This window comes from Streptomyces sp. CNH189 (genome assembly GCF_000527195.1).
On sequence record NZ_AZUS01000002.1, the window covers coordinates 270,080 to 288,594 of the forward strand.

Annotated in this window: 32 protein-coding genes; 31 read left to right on the forward strand and 1 reads right to left on the reverse strand. The window is 67.9% G+C overall.

All coding sequences use genetic code 11. The features are described from left to right. The first annotated feature begins 141 nt into the window (after positions 1–141). Complete coding sequence (gene gdhA / locus B100_RS0104115) at positions 142–1,500, forward strand: NADP-specific glutamate dehydrogenase (protein ID WP_024883191.1); 1,359 nt, start codon at positions 142–144, stop codon at positions 1,498–1,500. Between the two features lie 57 nt (positions 1,501–1,557). Here gdhA and B100_RS0104120 read toward each other — a convergent pair whose 3' ends face one another. Beyond that, on the reverse strand, positions 1,558–2,316 hold the full coding sequence (locus B100_RS0104120; RefSeq protein ID WP_024883192.1) for a YqjF family protein: 759 nt from the start codon (positions 2,314–2,316) through the stop codon (positions 1,558–1,560). An 87-nt stretch (positions 2,317–2,403) separates the two neighbouring features. On the opposite strand from B100_RS0104120, the gene B100_RS0104125 reads away from it, so the two are divergent. The 30 genes from B100_RS0104125 to rpmJ all read left to right on the forward strand — a co-directional run bounded on the left by B100_RS0104125 (position 2,404) and on the right by rpmJ (position 18,493). Continuing rightward, on the forward strand, positions 2,404–2,736 hold the full coding sequence (locus tag B100_RS0104125) for a cupin domain-containing protein (RefSeq protein ID WP_024883193.1): 333 nt from the start codon (positions 2,404–2,406) through the stop codon (positions 2,734–2,736). A gap of 100 nt (positions 2,737–2,836) precedes the next feature. Further along, positions 2,837–3,484, forward strand: a complete 648-nt coding sequence (locus B100_RS0104130) for a hypothetical protein (RefSeq protein ID WP_024883194.1) — start codon at positions 2,837–2,839, stop codon at positions 3,482–3,484. Between the two features lie 15 nt (positions 3,485–3,499). After that, positions 3,500–3,973, forward strand: coding sequence for a hypothetical protein (locus tag B100_RS0104135; RefSeq protein WP_024883195.1), 474 nt, complete (start codon positions 3,500–3,502; stop codon positions 3,971–3,973). A gap of 30 nt (positions 3,974–4,003) precedes the next feature. Continuing rightward, positions 4,004–4,309 (forward strand): SMI1/KNR4 family protein, encoded by a 306-nt coding sequence (locus tag B100_RS37480; protein ID WP_486585587.1) that lies wholly within the window; start codon positions 4,004–4,006, stop codon positions 4,307–4,309. 474 nt (positions 4,310–4,783) lie between these two features. Continuing rightward, entirely contained in the window at positions 4,784–5,092 is a 309-nt protein-coding gene (gene rpsJ / locus B100_RS0104145; RefSeq protein WP_003948644.1) for a 30S ribosomal protein S10, read from the forward strand. A 16-nt stretch (positions 5,093–5,108) separates the two neighbouring features. After that, positions 5,109–5,753, forward strand: a complete 645-nt coding sequence (gene rplC, locus B100_RS0104150) for a 50S ribosomal protein L3 (protein WP_024883197.1) — start codon at positions 5,109–5,111, stop codon at positions 5,751–5,753. An 8-nt stretch (positions 5,754–5,761) separates the two neighbouring features. After that, the gene (gene rplD / locus B100_RS0104155; RefSeq protein WP_024883198.1) at positions 5,762–6,421 is read left to right on the forward strand and encodes a 50S ribosomal protein L4; all 660 of its coding nucleotides are present in this window, start codon (positions 5,762–5,764) and stop codon (positions 6,419–6,421) included. Further along, positions 6,421–6,840, forward strand: a complete 420-nt coding sequence (gene rplW / locus B100_RS0104160; RefSeq protein ID WP_024883199.1) for a 50S ribosomal protein L23 — start codon at positions 6,421–6,423, stop codon at positions 6,838–6,840. The genes rplD and rplW overlap by 1 nt, the downstream gene beginning before the upstream one ends. Positions 6,841–6,878: 38 nt before the next feature. Continuing rightward, on the forward strand, positions 6,879–7,715 hold the full coding sequence (rplB, locus tag B100_RS0104165; protein WP_024883200.1) for a 50S ribosomal protein L2: 837 nt from the start codon (positions 6,879–6,881) through the stop codon (positions 7,713–7,715). 12 nt (positions 7,716–7,727) lie between these two features. Beyond that, the gene (rpsS, locus tag B100_RS0104170; protein ID WP_003948639.1) at positions 7,728–8,009 is read left to right on the forward strand and encodes a 30S ribosomal protein S19; all 282 of its coding nucleotides are present in this window, start codon (positions 7,728–7,730) and stop codon (positions 8,007–8,009) included. A 44-nt stretch (positions 8,010–8,053) separates the two neighbouring features. Further along, a complete protein-coding gene (gene rplV / locus B100_RS0104175) occupies positions 8,054–8,401 on the forward strand; it encodes a 50S ribosomal protein L22 (RefSeq protein ID WP_006130776.1) in 348 nt (115 codons plus the stop codon). Next, positions 8,401–9,228: a 30S ribosomal protein S3 gene (gene rpsC / locus B100_RS0104180; protein WP_004927271.1), complete on the forward strand. Its 828-nt coding sequence runs from the start codon at positions 8,401–8,403 to the stop codon at positions 9,226–9,228. The genes rplV and rpsC overlap by 1 nt, the downstream gene beginning before the upstream one ends. Positions 9,229–9,233: 5 nt before the next feature. Further along, entirely contained in the window at positions 9,234–9,653 is a 420-nt protein-coding gene (rplP, locus tag B100_RS0104185) for a 50S ribosomal protein L16 (RefSeq protein WP_004984526.1), read from the forward strand. After that, positions 9,653–9,877: a 50S ribosomal protein L29 gene (rpmC, locus tag B100_RS0104190; RefSeq protein ID WP_003974259.1), complete on the forward strand. Its 225-nt coding sequence runs from the start codon at positions 9,653–9,655 to the stop codon at positions 9,875–9,877. The genes rplP and rpmC overlap by 1 nt, the downstream gene beginning before the upstream one ends. After that, a complete protein-coding gene (gene rpsQ, locus B100_RS0104195; RefSeq protein ID WP_019526950.1) occupies positions 9,874–10,161 on the forward strand; it encodes a 30S ribosomal protein S17 in 288 nt (95 codons plus the stop codon). Before rpmC ends, rpsQ begins: the two co-directional genes overlap by 4 nt. Before the next feature lie 98 nt (positions 10,162–10,259). Further along, on the forward strand, positions 10,260–10,628 hold the full coding sequence (gene rplN / locus B100_RS0104200) for a 50S ribosomal protein L14 (protein ID WP_003998823.1): 369 nt from the start codon (positions 10,260–10,262) through the stop codon (positions 10,626–10,628). Between the two features lie 2 nt (positions 10,629–10,630). Next, positions 10,631–10,954 (forward strand): 50S ribosomal protein L24, encoded by a 324-nt coding sequence (gene rplX / locus B100_RS0104205; RefSeq protein WP_024883202.1) that lies wholly within the window; start codon positions 10,631–10,633, stop codon positions 10,952–10,954. Continuing rightward, positions 10,954–11,511 carry a 50S ribosomal protein L5 gene (rplE, locus tag B100_RS0104210; protein WP_024883203.1) on the forward strand — a complete coding sequence of 186 codons (558 nt, stop codon included), beginning with the start codon at positions 10,954–10,956 and terminating at the stop codon, positions 11,509–11,511. The genes rplX and rplE overlap by 1 nt, the downstream gene beginning before the upstream one ends. Positions 11,512–11,516: 5 nt before the next feature. Continuing rightward, positions 11,517–11,702, forward strand: a complete 186-nt coding sequence (locus B100_RS0104215; protein WP_003948630.1) for a type Z 30S ribosomal protein S14 — start codon at positions 11,517–11,519, stop codon at positions 11,700–11,702. Positions 11,703–11,913: 211 nt separating this feature from the next. After that, entirely contained in the window at positions 11,914–12,312 is a 399-nt protein-coding gene (rpsH, locus tag B100_RS0104220) for a 30S ribosomal protein S8 (protein ID WP_024883204.1), read from the forward strand. 24 nt (positions 12,313–12,336) lie between these two features. After that, a complete protein-coding gene (gene rplF / locus B100_RS0104225) occupies positions 12,337–12,876 on the forward strand; it encodes a 50S ribosomal protein L6 (protein ID WP_024883205.1) in 540 nt (179 codons plus the stop codon). Positions 12,877–12,879: 3 nt separating this feature from the next. Further along, on the forward strand, positions 12,880–13,263 hold the full coding sequence (gene rplR / locus B100_RS0104230) for a 50S ribosomal protein L18 (protein WP_004927235.1): 384 nt from the start codon (positions 12,880–12,882) through the stop codon (positions 13,261–13,263). A 41-nt stretch (positions 13,264–13,304) separates the two neighbouring features. Beyond that, positions 13,305–13,910 carry a 30S ribosomal protein S5 gene (rpsE, locus tag B100_RS0104235; RefSeq protein ID WP_004927232.1) on the forward strand — a complete coding sequence of 202 codons (606 nt, stop codon included), beginning with the start codon at positions 13,305–13,307 and terminating at the stop codon, positions 13,908–13,910. A 2-nt stretch (positions 13,911–13,912) separates the two neighbouring features. Continuing rightward, positions 13,913–14,095, forward strand: coding sequence for a 50S ribosomal protein L30 (gene rpmD, locus B100_RS0104240; RefSeq protein WP_003974250.1), 183 nt, complete (start codon positions 13,913–13,915; stop codon positions 14,093–14,095). A gap of 2 nt (positions 14,096–14,097) precedes the next feature. Continuing rightward, positions 14,098–14,553: a 50S ribosomal protein L15 gene (gene rplO / locus B100_RS0104245; protein WP_024883206.1), complete on the forward strand. Its 456-nt coding sequence runs from the start codon at positions 14,098–14,100 to the stop codon at positions 14,551–14,553. A 242-nt stretch (positions 14,554–14,795) separates the two neighbouring features. After that, positions 14,796–16,109, forward strand: coding sequence for a preprotein translocase subunit SecY (secY, locus tag B100_RS0104250; protein ID WP_024883207.1), 1,314 nt, complete (start codon positions 14,796–14,798; stop codon positions 16,107–16,109). Next, positions 16,109–16,762, forward strand: coding sequence for an adenylate kinase (locus B100_RS0104255; protein WP_024883208.1), 654 nt, complete (start codon positions 16,109–16,111; stop codon positions 16,760–16,762). Before secY ends, B100_RS0104255 begins: the two co-directional genes overlap by 1 nt. 162 nt (positions 16,763–16,924) lie before the next feature. Further along, entirely contained in the window at positions 16,925–17,761 is an 837-nt protein-coding gene (gene map / locus B100_RS0104260; protein ID WP_024883209.1) for a type I methionyl aminopeptidase, read from the forward strand. 337 nt (positions 17,762–18,098) lie between these two features. Next, the gene (gene infA, locus B100_RS0104265) at positions 18,099–18,320 is read left to right on the forward strand and encodes a translation initiation factor IF-1 (protein ID WP_004927214.1); all 222 of its coding nucleotides are present in this window, start codon (positions 18,099–18,101) and stop codon (positions 18,318–18,320) included. Between the two features lie 59 nt (positions 18,321–18,379). Continuing rightward, positions 18,380–18,493, forward strand: coding sequence for a 50S ribosomal protein L36 (gene rpmJ / locus B100_RS0104270; RefSeq protein ID WP_003974245.1), 114 nt, complete (start codon positions 18,380–18,382; stop codon positions 18,491–18,493). Positions 18,494–18,515: the final 22 nt, after the last annotated feature.

The window sequence follows — 18,515 nt, forward strand, 5'->3', positions numbered from 1 at the left end:
GGGTCGGCCGACCTGTCGTATACGAACGGGCGGCCGTCGTCCCGCGCGCGGCAACGGCGCCGAGCGCTCCTCACCGGTTCCCGTCCATGGGTCCGCCATGCGCCCGCGAACCGGCTGCCCGCCGTGCCAGAAAGGGACACTGTGACCTCACGCCCCGACCCCAAGATCTCGCTCGACCAGCTCCGTGCCGAGGTGGAGCGCCGCAACCCGGCCGAGCCGGAGTTCCACCAGGCAGCGCGTGAGGTGCTGGAGACGCTCGCCCCCGTACTCGCCGCGCGCCCCGAGTACGCCGACCCCGGCCTCGTGGAGCGGCTCGTCGAGCCCGAGCGGCAGATCATGTTCCGGGTGCCGTGGACGGACGACAACGGCCGCGTGCACGTCAACCGGGGCTTCCGTGTCGAGTTCAACAGCGCCCTCGGCCCGTATAAGGGCGGCCTGCGCTTCCACCCCTCGGTGAACCTCGGGATCATCAAGTTCCTCGGCTTCGAGCAGATCTTCAAGAACGCGCTCACCGGGCTCGGCATCGGCGGTGGCAAGGGCGGCAGCGACTTCGACCCGCAGGGCCGCAGCGACGCGGAGGTCATGCGCTTCTGCCAGTCGTTCATGACGGAGCTGTACCGGCACATCGGCGAGTACACCGACATCCCCGCCGGGGACATCGGCGTCGGCGCCCGCGAGATCGGTTACCTCTTCGGCCAGTACCGGCGCATCACCAACCGCTGGGAGGGCGGCGTCCTCACCGGCAAGAGCGCCGGCTGGGGCGGCTCGCTCATCCGCCCGGAGGCCACCGGGTACGGCAACGTGCTGTTCGCCGAGGCCATGCTGCGCGCCCGCGGCGAGGACCTGATGGGGCAGACCGCGGTGGTCTCCGGCTCCGGCAACGTCGCGATCTACACCATCCAGAAGCTCGCCGCCCTCGGCGCCAACCCGATCACCTGCTCCGACTCCGGCGGCTACGTCGTCGACGAGAAGGGCATCGACCTGGAGCTGCTGCGCCAGATCAAGGAGGTCGAGCGCGGCCGGGTGAGCGACTACGCGGAGCGCCGGGGCTCCTCCGCGCGGTTCGTGTCCGGCGGACGCGTCTGGGAGGTGCCGGCGGACGTCGCCCTGCCGTCGGCCACGCAGAACGAGCTGAACGCGGTCGACGCCGACGCCCTCATCCGCAACGGCGTCAAGGCGGTCTCCGAGGGCGCGAACATGCCGACCACGCCGGAGGCCGTGCAGCTCTTCCAGCGGGCCGGCGTCGCCTTCGGCCCCGGCAAGGCGGCCAACGCGGGCGGTGTCGCGGTGAGCGCGCTGGAGATGACGCAGAACGCGTCGCGTACCAGCTGGAAGGCCGACCAGGTCGAGGCCGAGCTGGCCCGGATCATGACCGACATCCATAGCACCTGCGCGGAGACCGCCGAGCGCTACGGCGCCCCCGGCGACTACGTGACCGGCGCGAACATCGCCGGCTTCGAGCGGGTGGCGGACGCGATGCTGGCGCAGGGCGTCATCTGAGGCGTACGGCGTACGGTCGCGGGGCCGGGGGCATCGCGCCCTCGGCCCCGCCGCCGTTCAGGGGGTGGGGATGCCCGCCGGACGGGCCGGGCGGCCGAAGCGGGCGGGGACGCCCGGCGAGTACAGCACACTGACCGGTGCCCCGGCCGGTGCCGGCAGCCCGGCCGCCGCGACCAGGTCCTCCTCGCACTCCAGCAGCTCGGCCCGGTACAGGGGCCAGCGCGGATGGGCGTTCGGCAGGTACATCGACCGCCCGAAGAACGTGCCGTGCATGCCCCAGCGGGCGGTGAGGAAGTGCTCCAGCTCCGTCGGCTCGGCGACGGCCTCGCCCCGGCGCACGGTGAGCCGCGTACCGGCGCCGCGCGGGCCCGGCCAGCGGCGGGACGCGGTGTACGTGACGGTGCTGTCGTCGACGTGCCGCACCCGCATCCGCGACCAGACGTACGGCATCCCGAAGCCGAGCCGGCCGACCAGCACCGGAATCAGCCGGGAGGCGTCAAGGGAGAGGAACACCACCCCGCGCCGCCCGTGGTCGTCCACCGAGTACAGGCGGACGTTGGTCTCCGGGAAGTTCCCCAGGTAGGGCACGCCCGGCAGCCGCAGCCAGCCCACCCGGTGCATACGGAACGCGACGAGACCGACGTACGTGACCCCGTCGAGGGTGTCGGGCACGGTGCCCGGCGGCAGCAGCCCCGCCACGTCGGCCGGGTCGGCCGCCCAGTGCACGAAGGTCAGGTCGAGCCAGGACTGGGTGAGCAGCGGACGCGCGATCGTCTCCGGCGGGTCGGGCGTCACGGGCTGCGGGGTGGAGGGCACGGCGCCAGTATCGCGGAGGGCCAATGAGGGCCGGTGAGGGCCGTGTGGCCCTGGCCCCGGGCCGGAGGAGTCGGCCAGGCTGGACGTATGCAGAAGCTCTCGCTCGACGCCCTCGTCCGCACCCACCTGGAACAGGCCGCCACCGCCTCCAGCGGCCGCAGCGCCACCACCGTCTTCGGCGGCCACGAGCACACCCTGCGCCAGACCCTGCTCGCGCTGACCGCCGGCACGAGCCTCGCCGAGCACGACAGCCCCGGCGAGGCCACCCTGCTCGTCCTGCGCGGCCGCGTCCGCCTCACCAGCGGCGCCGCGGACTGGGAGGGCCGCACCGGCGACCTCCTCGCCATCCCGGACACCCGCCACGGCCTGGAGGCCCTGGAGGACGCGGCGGTACTGCTGACGGTGGCGAAGGAGGGCTGACGTCGGTGACCTTCGACGACTGAGGGCCCCGCGCCGCACGCGATGACGGCTCGGTGGCACCATGTCGGCACGTCATCGAGCGAAGGGGGACGCCGGCGTCATGGCCCGTTACATGGAAGCGCTGACCGTCGAGCGGGGCGGTTTCCGGATCAAGGTGCCGGAGAGCTGGTGGGAGTTCGACGTACGGCCGGAGTCGCGGGACGACTCGATCCACCGCATGGTGACCGAACGCCTGCGCGCCCACCCCGAACTGGCCGCGCACCGCGACACGTACATCTCCTTCCTGCGCAAGGCGGCGGCGGACGCCTGGAAGTCGGGCGCGCTGTACTGCGGCTGCATGGCGGAGACCTTCGGGGGCGACACCCCGATCACCGGCTCGGTCACCGTCTCGCTGGTCGGCGGACGCACCAGCAAGGGCGACCCGCTCCCCACCGACCCGGAGGCGGTCACCGCCCAGCTCGCGGTCAAGGAGGCGAAACGGGAGGGCGACTCCTGGCGCAAGGTGACCACCGTCGACATCCCGGGCGTCGGCCCGGCGGCCCGGACGTACGGCGTCGAGGACGTGCCGGTACCGGGCGACGAACTCGGCCGCACGATCCGGGCGGTGCTGATGCAGACCTTCATCCCGGTGCCGGGGCAGGAGGGCAAGGTCGCCCTGGTCGCGGGCAGCAGCCAGGTCCTGGACCTGGCCGAGTCCTTCTTCGACATCTTCGACGCGATCACGTCGACGTTCCGGTTCGCGGACTGAGTGGATCGAGTGGGCATGACGCGGTCGTGGGACTGGGCGACTGGGGAGCGCCTCCTGGGGCTCGACAACCCGGAGGAGTGGGACGCCGCGTGCGAACGCGGTGAGCGGAGTTTGGGCACGGCGGCGATCGGCCTGGCCTTCAACTGCCCGCTGGAGGACGCCTCCCCGCGTCTCGTCCGCGCGACGCAGCTCCCGGACACCGCCCAACGCGGCTTCGCCTTCACGGCGGTGGGGACGGCGGCCCGTCTGAACGGGGCACTGACGCCGGAGCTGTACGAGGTGCTGCGGGCGGCGGGTCCCGGCCGCAGAAGCATCGCGGTCAACGCCGTCGACGACACCCTGACCTTCGTACCGTTCCGCGACCTGCCGCCGTGGCTGAAGCGGTGGGCGGTGTACCGGGCGGTGCGGGACAAGGCGGAGGGGTGGTGGCTGCGAGGGGAAGACGCGGTGGGGGATGCCTGGCGGGCTATGCGGCAGCGCCGTTCCTGAACACGGGCGGCAGCTGTCCGGCCTTTCCTCCTGGAAAGTGACGGACTGACCGACGAGTACGGAGCCGATGTCGTCTGGCCGGCCCAGCGCATCCTGGACGACAACATCAACTTTCGTGGGGACGAGCAATTCCGCTCGCTCTACATGTCGTTCGATTCGCTGATGCTTTTCGGCGACAACGGCAGGGGTGACCAGTTCGCCTTCGTCCGGGTTCCAGAGCGCAGTGCCATTTTCGTCTGGGACCATGAGACGGACGGTCGCGACCTCGTTTCGCCCAACCTGGAGAGCTATCTGCGCAGTGCGTTGGGGAGCGGCGGCGAGGACTGGTACAGGTAGGCCGGCTGCGGGCGAGGCGTTCAGCGCGTTCGCCGACGCCCTCCCGCGCACTCCGCGGCGCGCCCCGTACCCCATGGGGTTTGCCCGCGCTTCCCCTAGGGGTACTCTCATCCGCTCGATTGGCCAGCGCGCCGCCCCCTGTGGCAGACTGTCCGAGTTGCTCGGTCGAGTGTTGATGCTGCGCGCCTCCCGCCGGGAGGACCGGAAGCGAGTCCCACAGTACTCGTCGCCCCTGATCAGGGGCGGACGTACGGGAATCTTCCGGGAAGCGTGGGCGCGGCACCGGCCAGGCGCCCGGTGGGCCTTTCGCCCCCGGTTCACGGTTTCGGTAGGGCCGTGTCAATCCCGCAGGGATGTTCGAACAAGGGACATTCATGTCAGCGGGAGTGCGACACGCCCGACCGCGTGGGTCGGAGGTGAGGGGAGCCGCTCCGGGTTCCAGAGCGTAATGAGAGACAGGACTACGAAGTAGCCATGGCGGGACAGAAGATCCGCATCCGGCTCAAGGCCTACGACCACGAGGTCATCGACTCTTCGGCGAAGAAGATCGTCGAGACGGTGACTCGCACTGGTGCGTCGGTCGCGGGCCCGGTGCCGCTGCCCACTGAGAAGAACGTGTACTGCGTCATCAAGTCGCCGCACAAGTACAAGGACTCGCGCGAGCACTTCGAGATGCGCACGCACAAGCGCCTGATCGACATCCTCGACCCGACCCCCAAGACCGTTGACTCTCTGATGCGACTCGACCTCCCGGCCGGTGTCGACATCGAGATCAAGCTCTGAGGCCGGTGATCTAGAGATGGCAAAGCAGATCAAGGGCATCCTGGGCGAGAAGCTCGGCATGACGCAGGTGTGGGACGCGAACAACCGCGTCGTCCCGGTCACCGTCGTCAAGGCCGGCCCCAATGTCGTCACCCAGGTCCGTACGAACGACGTCGACGGCTACGAGTCCGTCCAGATCGCCTTCGGCGAGATCGACCCGCGCAAGGTGAACAAGCCCCTCAAGGGTCACTTCGCCAAGGCCGACGTCACCCCCCGTCGTCACCTCGTCGAGATCCGCACGTCGGACGCCTCCGAGTACACGCTGGGCCAGGAAGTCACCGCCGAGGTCTTCGAGTCCGGCGTGAAGGTCGACGTCACCGGCAAGAGCAAGGGCAAGGGCTTCGCCGGTGTCATGAAGCGTCACAACTTCAAGGGCCTCGGCGCCGGTCACGGCACCCAGCGCAAGCACCGCTCGCCCGGTTCCATCGGTGGCTGCGCCACCCCGGGTCGTGTGTTCAAGGGCCTCCGCATGGCGGGTCGTATGGGCAACGAGCGGGTCACCACCCAGAACCTGACCGTCCACGCCGTTGACGCGGAGAAGGGTCTGCTGCTCATCAAGGGCGCGGTCCCTGGTCCGAACGGCGGCCTCGTCCTGGTCCGCACCGCGGCCAAGGGGGCCTGAGGTAACCGATGAGCACTGTTGACATCCTTTCGCCGGCGGGCGACAAGGCCGGTACCGTCGAGCTCCCCGCGGAGATCTTCGACGTCGAGAAGGTCAGCGTTCCGCTGATCCACCAGGTCGTCGTCGCGCAGCTGGCCGCTGCCCGCCAGGGCACCCACAAGACGAAGACCCGTGGCGAGGTCCGTGGTGGCGGCAGGAAGCCGTACCGCCAGAAGGGCACCGGCCGCGCCCGTCAGGGCTCGACCCGCGCGCCGCAGTTCGCCGGTGGTGGCGTCGTGCACGGTCCCGTGCCGCGCGACTACTCGCAGCGCACGCCCAAGAAGATGAAGGCTGCCGCCCTGCGTCACGCCCTCACCGACCGGGCGCGCCACAACCGCATCCACGTCGTCACCGGCGTGATCGAGGGCGAGAACCCCTCCACGAAGGCCGCCAAGACGCTGTTCGGCAAGATCTCGGAGCGCAAGAACCTGCTCCTGGTCGTCGACCGCGCCGACGAGGCCGCGTGGCTCTCCGCCCGCAACCTGCCCCAGGTCCACATCCTGGAGCCGGGCCAGCTGAACACGTACGACGTTCTCGTCTCGGACGACGTGGTCTTCACCAAGGCCGCTTTCGAGTCCTTCGTCGCCGGCCCGAACAAGGCCAACGACAACGAAGGGAGCGAGGTCTGATGGCTGCCCGTCACCCCTCGATCGCCTCGAAGGCCGCCAAGGCGGCCAAGGCCCGTCGCGTCGCCAAGGCGCGCCGCCACGAGGCCGAAGGCAAGAACACCGTCGTCACCCCGGTGAGCAAGTCGTACACGGACCCCCGTGACGTGCTGCTCAAGCCGGTCGTGTCGGAGAAGAGCTACGCGCTGATCGACGAGAACAAGTACACGTTCCTCGTCGACCCCAACGCGAACAAGACCCAGATCAAGCAGGCCGTCCAGGCGGTCTTCGAGGTCAAGGTCACCGGGGTCAACACGATCAACCGCATCGGCAAGCGCAAGCGGACCCGCACCGGCTTCGGCCAGCGTGCGGCGACCAAGCGCGCGATCGTGACCCTCGCCGAGGGCGACCGTATCGACATCTTCGGCGGTCCGACCGCGTAAGCGGTCAGGATCGTTCGATATCGGACGAGGACTGAGAAATGGGTATCCGCAAGTACAAGCCGACGACTCCGGGCCGTCGTGGCTCCAGCGTCGCCGACTTCGTCGAGGTCACGCGGTCCACGCCGGAGAAGTCGCTGGTCCGTCCCCTGCACAGCAAGGGCGGCCGTAACAATTCCGGTCGTGTGACCGTCCGCCACCAGGGCGGTGGCCACAAGCGCGCCTTCCGCGTGATCGACTTCCGTCGTCACGACAAGGACGGCGTGCCGGCGAAGGTCGCGCACATCGAGTACGACCCCAACCGCACCGCGCGCATCGCGCTCCTGCACTACGCGGACGGCGAGAAGCGCTACATCCTCGCGCCGCGTGGCCTGAACCAGGGCGACCGCGTCGAGAACGGTCCCGGGGCCGACATCAAGCCGGGCAACAACCTTGCCCTGCGTAACATCCCCGTGGGTACGACGCTGCACGCCATCGAGCTGCGTCCCGGCGGCGGCGCCAAGTTCGCCCGCTCCGCCGGCGCCTCGGTGCAGCTGCTCGCGAAGGAGGGCACCATGGCCCACCTCCGCATGCCCTCCGGTGAGATCCGCCTGGTCGACCAGCGCTGCCGCGCCACGGTCGGCGAGGTCGGCAACGCCGAGCAGAGCAACATCAACTGGGGCAAGGCGGGCCGCAAGCGGTGGCTGGGCGTCCGCCCGACCGTCCGCGGTGTCGTCATGAACCCGGTGGACCACCCGCACGGTGGTGGTGAGGGCCGGACCTCCGGTGGCCGTCACCCCGTGTCCCCCTGGGGCAAGAAGGAAGGCCGTACTCGTTCGCCCAAGAAGGCGTCGAACAAGTACATCGTCCGCCGCCGCAAGACGAACAAGAAGCGCTAAGGACGGGTTGAGATGCCTCGTAGCTTGAAGAAGGGACCCTTCGTCGACGACCACCTGATCAAGAAGGTGGACGTCCAGAACGAAGCCGGTACCAAGAACGTCATCAAGACCTGGTCCCGTCGTTCGATGATCGTCCCGGCGATGCTGGGCCACACGATCGCGGTGCACAACGGCAAGACCCACATCCCGGTGTTTGTCACCGAGTCGATGGTCGGCCACAAGCTCGGCGAGTTCTCGCCGACCCGCACCTTCCGGGGCCACGTCAAGGACGACCGGAAGTCGAAGCGCCGCTAGTCGGCGGGGTGCAATCGACCATGACAGACACTGAAGGGACAACCATGGAAGCCAGGGCCCAGGCGCGGTACATCCGCGTCACGCCCATGAAGGCCCGCCGCGTGGTGGACCTCATCCGTGGCATGGACGCCACGGAGGCTCAGGCGGTCCTGCGTTTCGCCCCGCAGGCCGCGAGCGTGCCGGTGGGCAAGGTGCTGGACAGCGCCATTGCCAACGCCGCGCACAACTACGACCACACCGATGTCGACAGCCTCTTCATTTCCGAGGCCTACGTCGACGAGGGCCCGACCCTGAAGCGGTTCCGTCCGCGCGCCCAGGGCCGCGCCTACCGGATCCGCAAGCGGACCAGCCACATCACCGTGGTCGTCAGCAGCAAGGAAGGAACCCGGTAATGGGCCAGAAGGTTAACCCGCATGGGTTCCGGCTCGGTGTCACGACCGACTTCAAGTCGCGTTGGTACGCCGACAAGCTGTACAAGGACTACGTCAAGGAAGACGTCGCCATCCGTCGGATGATGACGTCCGGCATGGAGCGCGCCGGCATCTCCAAGGTCGAGATCGAGCGCACCCGCGACCGTGTGCGTGTGGACATCCACACCGCGCGTCCGGGCATCGTGATCGGCCGCCGTGGCGCCGAGGCCGACCGCATCCGCGGCGACCTCGAGAAGCTCACCGGCAAGCAGGTCCAGCTGAACATCCTCGAGGTCAAGAACCCCGAGACCGACGCTCAGCTGGTCGCCCAGGCCGTCGCCGAGCAGCTCTCCTCCCGCGTCTCCTTCCGCCGCGCCATGCGTAAGAGCATGCAGTCGGCCATGAAGGCGGGCGCCAAGGGCATCAAGATCCAGTGCGGTGGCCGCCTCGGTGGCGCCGAGATGTCCCGCTCGGAGTTCTACCGCGAGGGCCGTGTGCCCCTGCACACGCTCCGCGCGAACGTGGACTACGGCTTCTTCGAGGCCAAGACGACCTTCGGCCGCATCGGCGTGAAGGTCTGGATCTACAAGGGCGACGTCAAGAACATCGCCGAGGTCCGCGCCGAGAACGCCGCTGCCCGCGCCGGCAACCGCCCGGCCCGTGGCGGTGCCGACCGCCCGGCCCGTGGTGGCCGCGGTGGCGAGCGTGGCGGTCGCGGTCGCAAGCCGCAGCAGGCTCCCGCTGCCGAGGCCCCCAAGGCCGAGGCTCCGGCGGCCGCTCCGGCTGAGAGCACCGGAACGGAGGCCTGACCACCATGCTGATCCCCCGTAGGGTCAAGCACCGCAAGCAGCACCACCCGAAGCGCAACGGCATGTCGAAGGGTGGCACGCAGGTTGCGTTCGGCGAGTACGGCATCCAGGCGCTCACCCCGGCGTACGTGACGAACCGTCAGATCGAGGCCGCGCGTATCGCCATGACCCGCCACATCAAGCGTGGCGGCAAGGTCTGGATCAACATCTACCCGGACCGCCCCCTCACCAAGAAGCCGGCCGAGACCCGCATGGGTTCCGGTAAGGGTTCCCCGGAGTGGTGGGTGGCCAACGTCAAGCCCGGACGTGTCATGTTCGAGCTGTCGTACCCCAACGAGAAGATCGCGCGCGAGGCCCTGACCCGTGCGGCTCACAAGCTGCCGATGAAGTGCAAGATCGTCAAGCGCGAGGCAGGTGAAGCGTGATGTCGGCCGGTACCAAGGCGTCAGAGCTGCGCGAGCTGGGCAACGAGGAGCTTCTGGCGAAGCTCCGCGAGGCCAAGGAAGAGCTGTTCAACCTCCGCTTCCAGGCGGCCACGGGTCAGCTCGAGAACCACGGTCGGCTCAAGGCCGTCCGCAAGGACATCGCGCGGATCTACACCCTGATGCGTGAGCGCGAGCTGGGCATCGAGACGGTGGAGAGCGCATGAGCGAGAACAACGTGACTGAAGAGACGAAGGCCGCCCGCGGTTTCCGCAAGACCCGTGAGGGTCTGGTCGTCAGCGACAAGATGGACAAGACCGTCGTCGTCGCCGTCGAGGACCGCGTCAAGCACGCGCTGTACGGCAAGGTCATCCGCCGTACCAACAAGCTCAAGGCGCACGACGAGCAGAACGCCGCCGGTGTCGGCGACCGCGTCCTCCTCATGGAGACCCGGCCGCTGTCCGCCACCAAGCGCTGGCGCGTCGTCGAGATCCTCGAGAAGGCCAAGTAAATCTCCTGCGGGGCATTCCTCGCAGGACAGTTCCGCCAGGCTCCGGGGGCCGTTCCTGAACGGCCCCCGGGGAACCGGCAGACAAACAGGAGATAGACGTGATCCAGCAGGAGTCGCGACTGCGTGTCGCCGACAACACGGGGGCGAAGGAAATCCTTTGCATCCGTGTGCTCGGTGGCTCCGGTCGCCGCTACGCGGGCATCGGTGACGTCATCGTCGCCACCGTCAAGGACGCGATCCCCGGTGGCAACGTGAAGAAGGGTGACGTCGTCAAGGCGGTCATCGTTCGCACCGTCAAGGAGCGCCGCCGTCCGGACGGCTCGTACATCCGCTTCGACGAGAACGCCGCCGTCATTCTGAAGAACGACGGCGACCCTCGCGGCACCCGTATCTTCGGCCCCGTGGGCCGTGAGCTGCGCGAGAAGAAGTTCATGAAGATCATCTCCCTCGCGCCGGAGGTGCTGTGAGCATGAAGATCAAGAAGGGCGACCTGGTCCAGGTCATCACCGGTAAGGACAAGGGCAAGCAGGGCAAGGTCATCGCGGCCTTCCCCCGCGAGGACCGCGTCCTGGTCGAGGGTGTCAACCGGGTCAAGAAGCACACCAAGGCCGGTCCGACCGCAGGCGGTTCGCAGGCCGGCGGCATCGTGACCACCGAGGCCCCGATCCACGTCTCCAACGTCCAGCTGGTCGTGGAGAAGGACGGCAACAAGGTCGTCACGCGCGTCGGTTACCGCTTCGACGACGAGGGCAACAAGATCCGCGTTGCCAAGCGGACGGGTGAGGACATCTGATGACGACCACCACCACTCCGCGTCTGAAGACGAAGTACCGCGAGGAGATCGCGGGCAAGCTGCGTGAGCAGTTCTCCTACGAGAACGTCATGCAGGTTCCCGGCCTCGTCAAGATCGTGGTCAACATGGGTGTGGGCGACGCCGCCCGCGACTCCAAGCTGATCGATGGCGCCATCCGCGACCTCACCACGATCACCGGTCAGAAGCCGGCCGTCACCAAGGCCCGCAAGTCCATCGCGCAGTTCAAGCTGCGTGAGGGTCAGCCGATCGGTGCCCACGTCACCCTCCGTGGCGACCGCATGTGGGAGTTCCTGGACCGCACCCTGTCGCTCGCGCTCCCGCGCATCCGCGACTTCCGTGGTCTGTCCCCCAAGCAGTTCGACGGCCGGGGCAACTACACCTTCGGTCTCACGGAGCAGGTCATGTTCCACGAGATCGACCAGGACAAGATCGACCGTGTCCGGGGTATGGACATCACCGTGGTGACCACGGCGACCAACGACGAAGAGGGCCGTGCCCTTCTCCGTCACCTCGGCTTCCCGTTCAAGGAGGCGTGAGCGAGATGGCGAAGAAGGCTCTCATCGCGAAGGCTGCTCGCAAGCCCAAGTTCGGAGTGCGCGGCTACACCCGCTGCCAGCGCTGCGGCCGTCCGCACTCCGTGTACCGCAAGTTCGGCCTGTGCCGCGTCTGCCTTCGTGAGATGGCTCACCGTGGCGAGCTGCCGGGCGTGACCAAGAGCTCCTGGTAGTCGGGTACTTCCCCACTCCCAGGACTCTCGGTAAGCAACTGGGGCGGCAGGACGCCCACTCCCCATGGCTTAGGCTTGTGGGGTTGGGCGCCTGCCGTGCCCATACGACTTACTACGCCGTAGGTCCACCGCGCCGCACCCGTCCCGTCTCGGATCGGGGAGAGGGATGGCGCACCAGGAAACCCCGGCGAGAGAGGCCGAAGGCCAATTCATGACCATGACTGATCCGATCGCAGACATGCTTACGCGTCTGCGGAACGCGAACTCGGCGTACCACGACACCGTGGCGATGCCGCACTCGAAGATCAAGTCGCACATCGCGGAGATCCTCCAGCAGGAGGGCTTCATCACGGGCTGGAAGGTCGAGGACGCCGAGGTCGGCAAGAGCCTCGTCCTGGACCTCAAGTTCGGTCCCAACCGTGAGCGCTCCATCGCGGGCATCAAGCGGATCTCCAAGCCCGGTCTCCGGGTGTACGCGAAGTCCACCAACCTGCCGAAGGTGCTGGGCGGCCTCGGCGTGGCGATCATCTCCACGTCGCACGGGCTCCTCACCGACAAGCAGGCCGGCAAGAAGGGCGTGGGTGGGGAAGTCCTCGCCTACGTCTGGTAGCGGAAGGGAACGGAGGAAACAGCTATGTCGCGCATCGGCAAGCTCCCCATCGCGGTTCCCGCCGGCGTGGACGTCACCATCGACGGCCGTACGGTTTCGGTCAAGGGCCCGAAGGGCTCGCTGACTCACACCGTCGTGGCGCCGATCGAGATCGCCAAGGGTGAGGACGGCGTTCTGAACGTCACCCGCCCCAACGACGAGCGTCAGAACAAGGCCCTGCACGGCCTGTCCCGCACGCTGGTGGCGAACATGATCACCGGCGTGACCCAGGGTTACGTGAAGAAGCTCGAGATCAGCGGTGTCGGTTACCGCGTTGTCGCCAAGGGTTCGAACCTGGAGTTCTCCCTCGGCTACAGCCACCCGATCACGGTCGAGGCCCCCGAGGGCATCACCTTCAAGGTGGAGGCCCCCACCCGTTTCTCGGTCGAGGGCATCGACAAGCAGAAGGTCGGCGAGGTTGCGGCCAACATCCGCAAGCTGCGCAAGCCCGACCCGTACAAGGCCAAGGGCGTCAAGTACGAGGGCGAAGTCATCCGCCGCAAGGTCGGAAAGGCGGGTAAGTAAGCCATGGCATACGGGCAGAAGATCCTCAAGGGCGACGCCTACAAGCGTGCTGCTATCAAGCGTCGTCACATCCGGATCCGCAAGAAGGTCGCCGGCACCGCCGAGCGTCCTCGCCTGGTCGTGACTCGTTCCAACCGCCACATCGTGGCGCAGGTGATCGACGACCTGAAGGGTCACACCCTGGCGTCGGCGTCCACCCTGGACGCGTCCGTCCGCGGTGGCGAGGGCGACAAGTCCGCGCAGGCCAAGCAGGTCGGCGCCCTGGTCGCCGAGCGCGCCAAGGCCGCCGGTGTCGAGGCCGTCGTGTTCGACCGTGGTGGCAACCAGTACGCCGGGCGCATCGCCGCTCTGGCGGACGCCGCCCGCGAAGCCGGACTGAAGTTCTGAGCCGGTTCCGTAGCTAGCGGAAACAGAGAGAGGTAATTCCAATGGCTGGACCCCAGCGCCGCGGTGGCGGTGCCGGTGGCGGCGAGCGGCGGGACCGGAAGGGCCGTGACGGTGGCGCAGCCGCCGCCGAGAAGACCGCATACGTTGAGCGCGTTGTCGCGATCAACCGTGTCGCCAAGGTTGTGAAGGGTGGTCGTCGCTTCAGCTTCACCGCGCTGGTCGTGGTGGGCGACGGTGACGGCACCGTGGGTGTCGGATACGGCAAGGCCAAGGAGGTGCCGGCCGCCATCGCCAAGGGTGTTGAGGAGGCCAAGAAGCACTTCTTCAAGGTCCCCCGCATCCAGGGCACCATCCCGCACCCCATCCAGGGTGAGAAGGCTGCCGGCGTCGTGCTGCTCAAGCCCGCGTCGCCCGGTACCGGTGTGATCGCCGGTGGTCCGGTGCGCGCCGTGCTCGAGTGCGCCGGTATCCACGACGTGCTGTCGAAGTCGCTCGGCTCCGACAACCAGATCAACATCGTGCACGCGACCGTGGAGGCCCTCAAGGGCCTGCAGCGTCCCGAGGAGATCGCGGCCCGCCGTGGTCTGCCCCTCGAGGACGTCGCTCCCGCGGCTCTTCTCCGTGCGCGTGCCGGGGCGGGTGCGTAATCATGGCGCAGCTCAAGATTACGCAGGTCAAGTCCTACATCGGCAGCAAGCAGAACCACCGTGACACCCTGCGCTCCCTTGGTCTCAAGGGCATCAACACGCAGGTCGTCAAGGAGGATCGTCCCGAGTTCCGCGGCATGGTGCACACCGTCCGCCACCTCGTGACGGTCGAGGAGGTCGACTGATCATGGCGGAGAACAACCCGCTCAAGATCCACAACCTCCGTCCCGCCCCCGGCGCCAAGACCGCGAAGACCCGTGTCGGTCGTGGTGAGGCGTCGAAGGGTAAGACGGCCGGTCGTGGTACCAAGGGCACCAAGGCCCGTTACCAGGTTCCGGAGCGCTTCGAGGGTGGCCAGATGCCCCTCCACATGCGTCTCCCGAAGCTCAAGGGCTTCAAGAACCCGTTCAAGACCGAGTTCCAGGTCGTGAACCTGGACAAGCTCGCCTCCCTCTACCCCGAGGGCGGAGAGGTCACGGTCGAGGACCTGGTCGCCAAGGGCGCCGTGCGCAAGAACAGCCTCGTCAAGGTCCTGGGCCAGGGCGAGATCTCCGTGGCGCTGCAGGTGACGGTCGACGCCGTCTCCGGCTCCGCCAAGGAGAAGATCACCGCCGCCGGCGGTACCGTCACCGAGCTCGTCTGACCCGTCAGGTGTCTTGATGACGTAGAGCGATCCCGACCGGGGATACCCCACAAATGGGGTATCCCCGGTTGGTCGTTCCTAGGGCGGCAGTCTCGCCGGTAAGGTGGCCTGCGCTGCCCGTTGACCTCGGGCGCCCCACGCGGGGCACTCAGGGCGGCAGTTGACCGTTACGTATTCGTCCTCAGTCGGAATCTCAGACCATCACCCTTGACGCAGTCGCGCGGGGGGTCGCAGGAGGCACCGTGCTCACCGCGTTCGCCCGGGCGTTCAAGACGCCCGACCTGCGCAAGAAGCTGCTCTTCACGCTCGGCATCATCGTGGTGTACCGGGTCGGTACGCACATTCCCATCCCGGGTGTCGACTACCGGAACGTCCAGACCTGTATCGACGCCGCCCAGGCGAACCAGGGCCTGTTCGGTCTGGTGAACATGTTCAGCGGCGGTGCGCTGCTCCAGATCACGGTCTTCGCGCTCGGCATCATGCCGTACATCACGGCGAGCATCATTCTGCAGCTGCTGACCGTGGTGATCCCGCGCCTGGAAGCCCTCAAGAAGGAGGGACAGGCCGGCACGGCGAAGATCACGCAGTACACCCGTTACCTGACGGTCGCGCTCGCCATCCTGCAGGGCACCGGCCTGGTGGCCACCGCCCGCAGCGGCGCCCTCTTCCAGGGCTGCCCGGTCGCGGGCCAGATCGTCCCGGACCAGTCGATCTTCGTGACCATCACCATGGTCATCACCATGACCGCCGGTACGGCCATGGTCATGTGGCTCGGTGAGCTCATCACCGACCGCGGCGTCGGCAACGGCATGTCGATCCTGATGTTCATCTCGATCGCCGCGACCTTCCCCTCCGCCCTGTGGGCCATCAAGGAGCAGGGCAGCCTGGCGGGCGGCTGGATCGAGTTCGGCACCGTCATCGCCGTGGGCCTGGTCATGGTCGGCCTGGTCGTCTTCGTCGAGCAGGCACAGCGCAGGATCCCCGTCCAGTACGCGAAGCGCATGATCGGGCGCCGCTCCTACGGCGGCACGTCCACCTACATCCCGCTCAAGGTGAACCAGGCCGGTGTGATCCCGGTCATCTTCGCCTCGTCGCTGCTGTACATCCCGGCGCTGATCGCGCAGTTCTCCAGCGGCACCTCGGGCTGGAAGACCTGGATCGAGTCGCACCTCGTCCGCGGTGACCACCCGATCTACGTGACGCTGTACTTCTTGCTCATCGTGTTCTTCGCGTTCTTCTACGTGGCGATCTCGTTCAACCCCGAGGAAGTCGCGGACAACATGAAGAAGTATGGTGGCTTCATCCCGGGCATCCGGGCTGGCCGACCGACCGCTGAGTATCTGAGTTACGTACTCAACCGGATCACCTGGCCGGGTTCGCTGTACTTGGGGTTGATCGCTCTCGTACCGACGATGGCGTTGGTTGGTTTCGGGGCGAACCAGAACTTCCCGTTCGGCGGGACCAGCATCCTGATCATCGTGGGTGTCGGTCTCGAGACCGTGAAGCAGATCGAGAGCCAGCTCCAGCAGCGCAATTACGAAGGGTTCCTCCGCTGATGCGAATCGTCCTCGTCGGGCCGCCGGGTGCTGGGAAGGGCACACAGGCAACCCGCCTTGCCGAGAAACTGCGCATCCCGCACATCTCCACGGGCGACCTGTTCCGCGCCAACATCAGCCGGCAGACCGAGCTCGGGAAGCTCGCGAAGTCCTACATGGACGCCGGTAACCTCGTCCCCGACGAGGTCACCATCGCCATGGCCAAGGACCGCATGGAGCAGCCCGACGCCGAGGGCGGCTTCCTGCTGGACGGCTTCCCGCGCAACGTGTCGCAGGCCGAGGCGCTGGACGAGCTGCTGAAGACCGAGGGCATCAAGCTGGACGCGGTGCTCGACCTCGAGGCTCCCGAGGACGAGGTCGTGAAGCGGATCGCCGGCCGGCGCGTCTGCCGCAAGGACTCCGCGCACGTGTTCCACGTGACCTACAGCCCCCCGAAGCAGGAGGGCGTCTGCGACCTCTGCGGTGGCGAGCTGTACCAGCGCGACGACGACTCCGAGGAGACCGTCCGCACGCGGCTGGAGGTCTACCACACGCAGACCGAGCCGATCATCGACTACTACCGGGCCCAGGGCCTGGTGGTGACCATCTCCGCGATGGGTCCCGTCGACGAGGTCACCGGCCGGGCGCTGGAGGCGCTGAAGAGCTCCCAGTAGCCCTGCTCCCGCCGTTCACAGCCGCGGTTCCCCTCCGAGGGGCCGCGGCTGTGGCGTGGGCGGGACCCGCTGCGCCGCCCCTCGGCGGGAACCGGGGCGGCGGACGCCCGTATCGTTGGAAGCGTTCGTCTTTCCCTCTGGTCCAGAAAGGCCGTCGTCCCCATGGTGCAGATCAAGAGCCCTGAGCAGATCGCCAAGATGCGCGAGGCGGGGCTGGTCGTCGCCGCCATTCACGCGGCCACCCGGGAGGCCGCGGTGCCCGGGGCCTCCACGAAGGATCTGGACCAGGTCGCCCGCAAGGTGCTCGCCGAGCACGACGCCAAGCCGAACTTCCTCGGTTACGGCGGCTTCCCCGCCACCATCTGCACCTCGGTGAACGAGGTCGTGGTGCACGGCATCCCGTCCGACGACGTGGTCCTCAAGGACGGGGACATCATCTCCATCGACTGCGGCGCGATCATCGACGGCTGGCACGGCGACGCCGCGTACACCGCGTTCGTCGGCTCGGGGCACTCCCCGGAGCTGATCGAGCTGTCCCGGGTGACCGAGGAGTCGATGTGGGCCGGCATCGCGGCCATGAAGCAGGGCAACCGGCTGGTCGACATCTCCCGGGCCGTCGAGACGTACATCCGCCGCCAGCCCAAGCCCGGCGGCGGCAAGTACGGGATCATCGAGGACTACGGCGGCCACGGCATCGGCACCGAGATGCACATGGACCCGCACCTGCTGAACTACGTGGACCGCAAGCGCGGCAAGGGCCCCAAGCTGGTCCCCGGCTTCTGCCTGGCGATCGAGCCGATGGTCTCCCTCGGGACCCCCCGGACCGAGGTCCTCTCCGACGACTGGACCGTGATCACCACCGACGGCACCTGGTCCTCGCACTGGGAGCACTCGGTCGCCCTGACCGAGCAGGGCCCGCTGGTCCTCACCGCCCCCGACGGCGGCAAGGCGAAGCTCGCCGAGATGGGCGTCACGGCGGCGCCGGACCCGCTCGCCTGACGACGGCCCGGGGCCCCGCCGGCCGGTCGGAGGCCGGCGCGGCCGCGCGGAGCTTGCGAGGCGCCCCGGAGCCGAGCCCGCGAGGGCGTCGTCAAGGATCGGTTCCGGGCGTCACGGCGGCACCGAACCCGCCGGCCTGACGACGGCCCGGGGCCCCGCCCGCCTGACGACGGCCGGCGTTCGGTTAAGGATCTCCCGGACGGGGCAGAATCTCACGATTCGTTTTTCCGGGTGCGCTGACGTAGACTGACTCGTCGGCTCTTGTGCACCCGCATGTCTGCATGTGGTCATGGTGCACGCGAGAGTCGATCAAGGTAGTCGATTCGAAGGGCGAAGCGTGGCCAAGAAGCAAGGTGCCATCGAGATCGAGGGCACTGTCGTCGAGTCTCTTCCGAACGCCATGTTCAGGGTCGAGCTCCAGAACGGCCACCAGGTCCTGGCACACATCAGCGGCAAGATGCGTATGCACTACATCCGCATCCTCCCTGACGACCGGGTCGTGGTGGAGCTGTCTCCGTACGACCTGACGCGTGGCCGGATCGTCTACCGGTACAAGTAGATCTTGCCCGCTCCCCGGCCCGCCGGGGTGATGGCACTGACCCGGAGAACCTCACACCCATGAAGGTCAAGCCGAGCGTCAAGAAGATCTGCGACAAGTGCAGGGTGATCCGCCGTCACGGCCGGGTCATGGTCATCTGCGACAACCCGCGCCACAAGCAGCGCCAGGGCTGACCGCAGCACTGATCCACCCTCT

Bases quoted from the DNA above. Each gene is read 5' to 3' on its own strand.
- B100_RS0104125 (WP_024883193.1), top strand. From the start codon at position 2,404: ATGCAGAAGCTCTCGCTCGACGCCCTCGTCCGCACCCACCTGGAACAG.
- B100_RS0104130 (WP_024883194.1), top strand. From the start codon at position 2,837: ATGGCCCGTTACATGGAAGCGCTGACCGTCGAGCGGGGCGGTTTCCGG.
- B100_RS0104135 (WP_024883195.1), top strand. From the start codon at position 3,500: ATGACGCGGTCGTGGGACTGGGCGACTGGGGAGCGCCTCCTGGGGCTC.
- rpsJ (WP_003948644.1), top strand. From the start codon at position 4,784: ATGGCGGGACAGAAGATCCGCATCCGGCTCAAGGCCTACGACCACGAG.
- rplC (WP_024883197.1), top strand. From the start codon at position 5,109: ATGGCAAAGCAGATCAAGGGCATCCTGGGCGAGAAGCTCGGCATGACG.
- rplD (WP_024883198.1), top strand. From the start codon at position 5,762: ATGAGCACTGTTGACATCCTTTCGCCGGCGGGCGACAAGGCCGGTACC.
- rplW (WP_024883199.1), top strand. From the start codon at position 6,421: ATGGCTGCCCGTCACCCCTCGATCGCCTCGAAGGCCGCCAAGGCGGCC.
- rplB (WP_024883200.1), top strand. From the start codon at position 6,879: ATGGGTATCCGCAAGTACAAGCCGACGACTCCGGGCCGTCGTGGCTCC.
- rpsS (WP_003948639.1), top strand. From the start codon at position 7,728: ATGCCTCGTAGCTTGAAGAAGGGACCCTTCGTCGACGACCACCTGATC.
- rplV (WP_006130776.1), top strand. From the start codon at position 8,054: ATGGAAGCCAGGGCCCAGGCGCGGTACATCCGCGTCACGCCCATGAAG.
- rpsC (WP_004927271.1), top strand. From the start codon at position 8,401: ATGGGCCAGAAGGTTAACCCGCATGGGTTCCGGCTCGGTGTCACGACC.
- rplP (WP_004984526.1), top strand. From the start codon at position 9,234: ATGCTGATCCCCCGTAGGGTCAAGCACCGCAAGCAGCACCACCCGAAG.
- rpmC (WP_003974259.1), top strand. From the start codon at position 9,653: ATGTCGGCCGGTACCAAGGCGTCAGAGCTGCGCGAGCTGGGCAACGAG.
- rpsQ (WP_019526950.1), top strand. From the start codon at position 9,874: ATGAGCGAGAACAACGTGACTGAAGAGACGAAGGCCGCCCGCGGTTTC.
- rplX (WP_024883202.1), top strand. From the start codon at position 10,631: ATGAAGATCAAGAAGGGCGACCTGGTCCAGGTCATCACCGGTAAGGAC.
- rplE (WP_024883203.1), top strand. From the start codon at position 10,954: ATGACGACCACCACCACTCCGCGTCTGAAGACGAAGTACCGCGAGGAG.
- B100_RS0104215 (WP_003948630.1), top strand. From the start codon at position 11,517: ATGGCGAAGAAGGCTCTCATCGCGAAGGCTGCTCGCAAGCCCAAGTTC.
- rpsH (WP_024883204.1), top strand. From the start codon at position 11,914: ATGACCATGACTGATCCGATCGCAGACATGCTTACGCGTCTGCGGAAC.
- rplF (WP_024883205.1), top strand. From the start codon at position 12,337: ATGTCGCGCATCGGCAAGCTCCCCATCGCGGTTCCCGCCGGCGTGGAC.
- rplR (WP_004927235.1), top strand. From the start codon at position 12,880: ATGGCATACGGGCAGAAGATCCTCAAGGGCGACGCCTACAAGCGTGCT.
- rpsE (WP_004927232.1), top strand. From the start codon at position 13,305: ATGGCTGGACCCCAGCGCCGCGGTGGCGGTGCCGGTGGCGGCGAGCGG.
- rpmD (WP_003974250.1), top strand. From the start codon at position 13,913: ATGGCGCAGCTCAAGATTACGCAGGTCAAGTCCTACATCGGCAGCAAG.
- rplO (WP_024883206.1), top strand. From the start codon at position 14,098: ATGGCGGAGAACAACCCGCTCAAGATCCACAACCTCCGTCCCGCCCCC.
- B100_RS0104255 (WP_024883208.1), top strand. From the start codon at position 16,109: ATGCGAATCGTCCTCGTCGGGCCGCCGGGTGCTGGGAAGGGCACACAG.
- map (WP_024883209.1), top strand. From the start codon at position 16,925: ATGGTGCAGATCAAGAGCCCTGAGCAGATCGCCAAGATGCGCGAGGCG.
- rpmJ (WP_003974245.1), top strand. From the start codon at position 18,380: ATGAAGGTCAAGCCGAGCGTCAAGAAGATCTGCGACAAGTGCAGGGTG.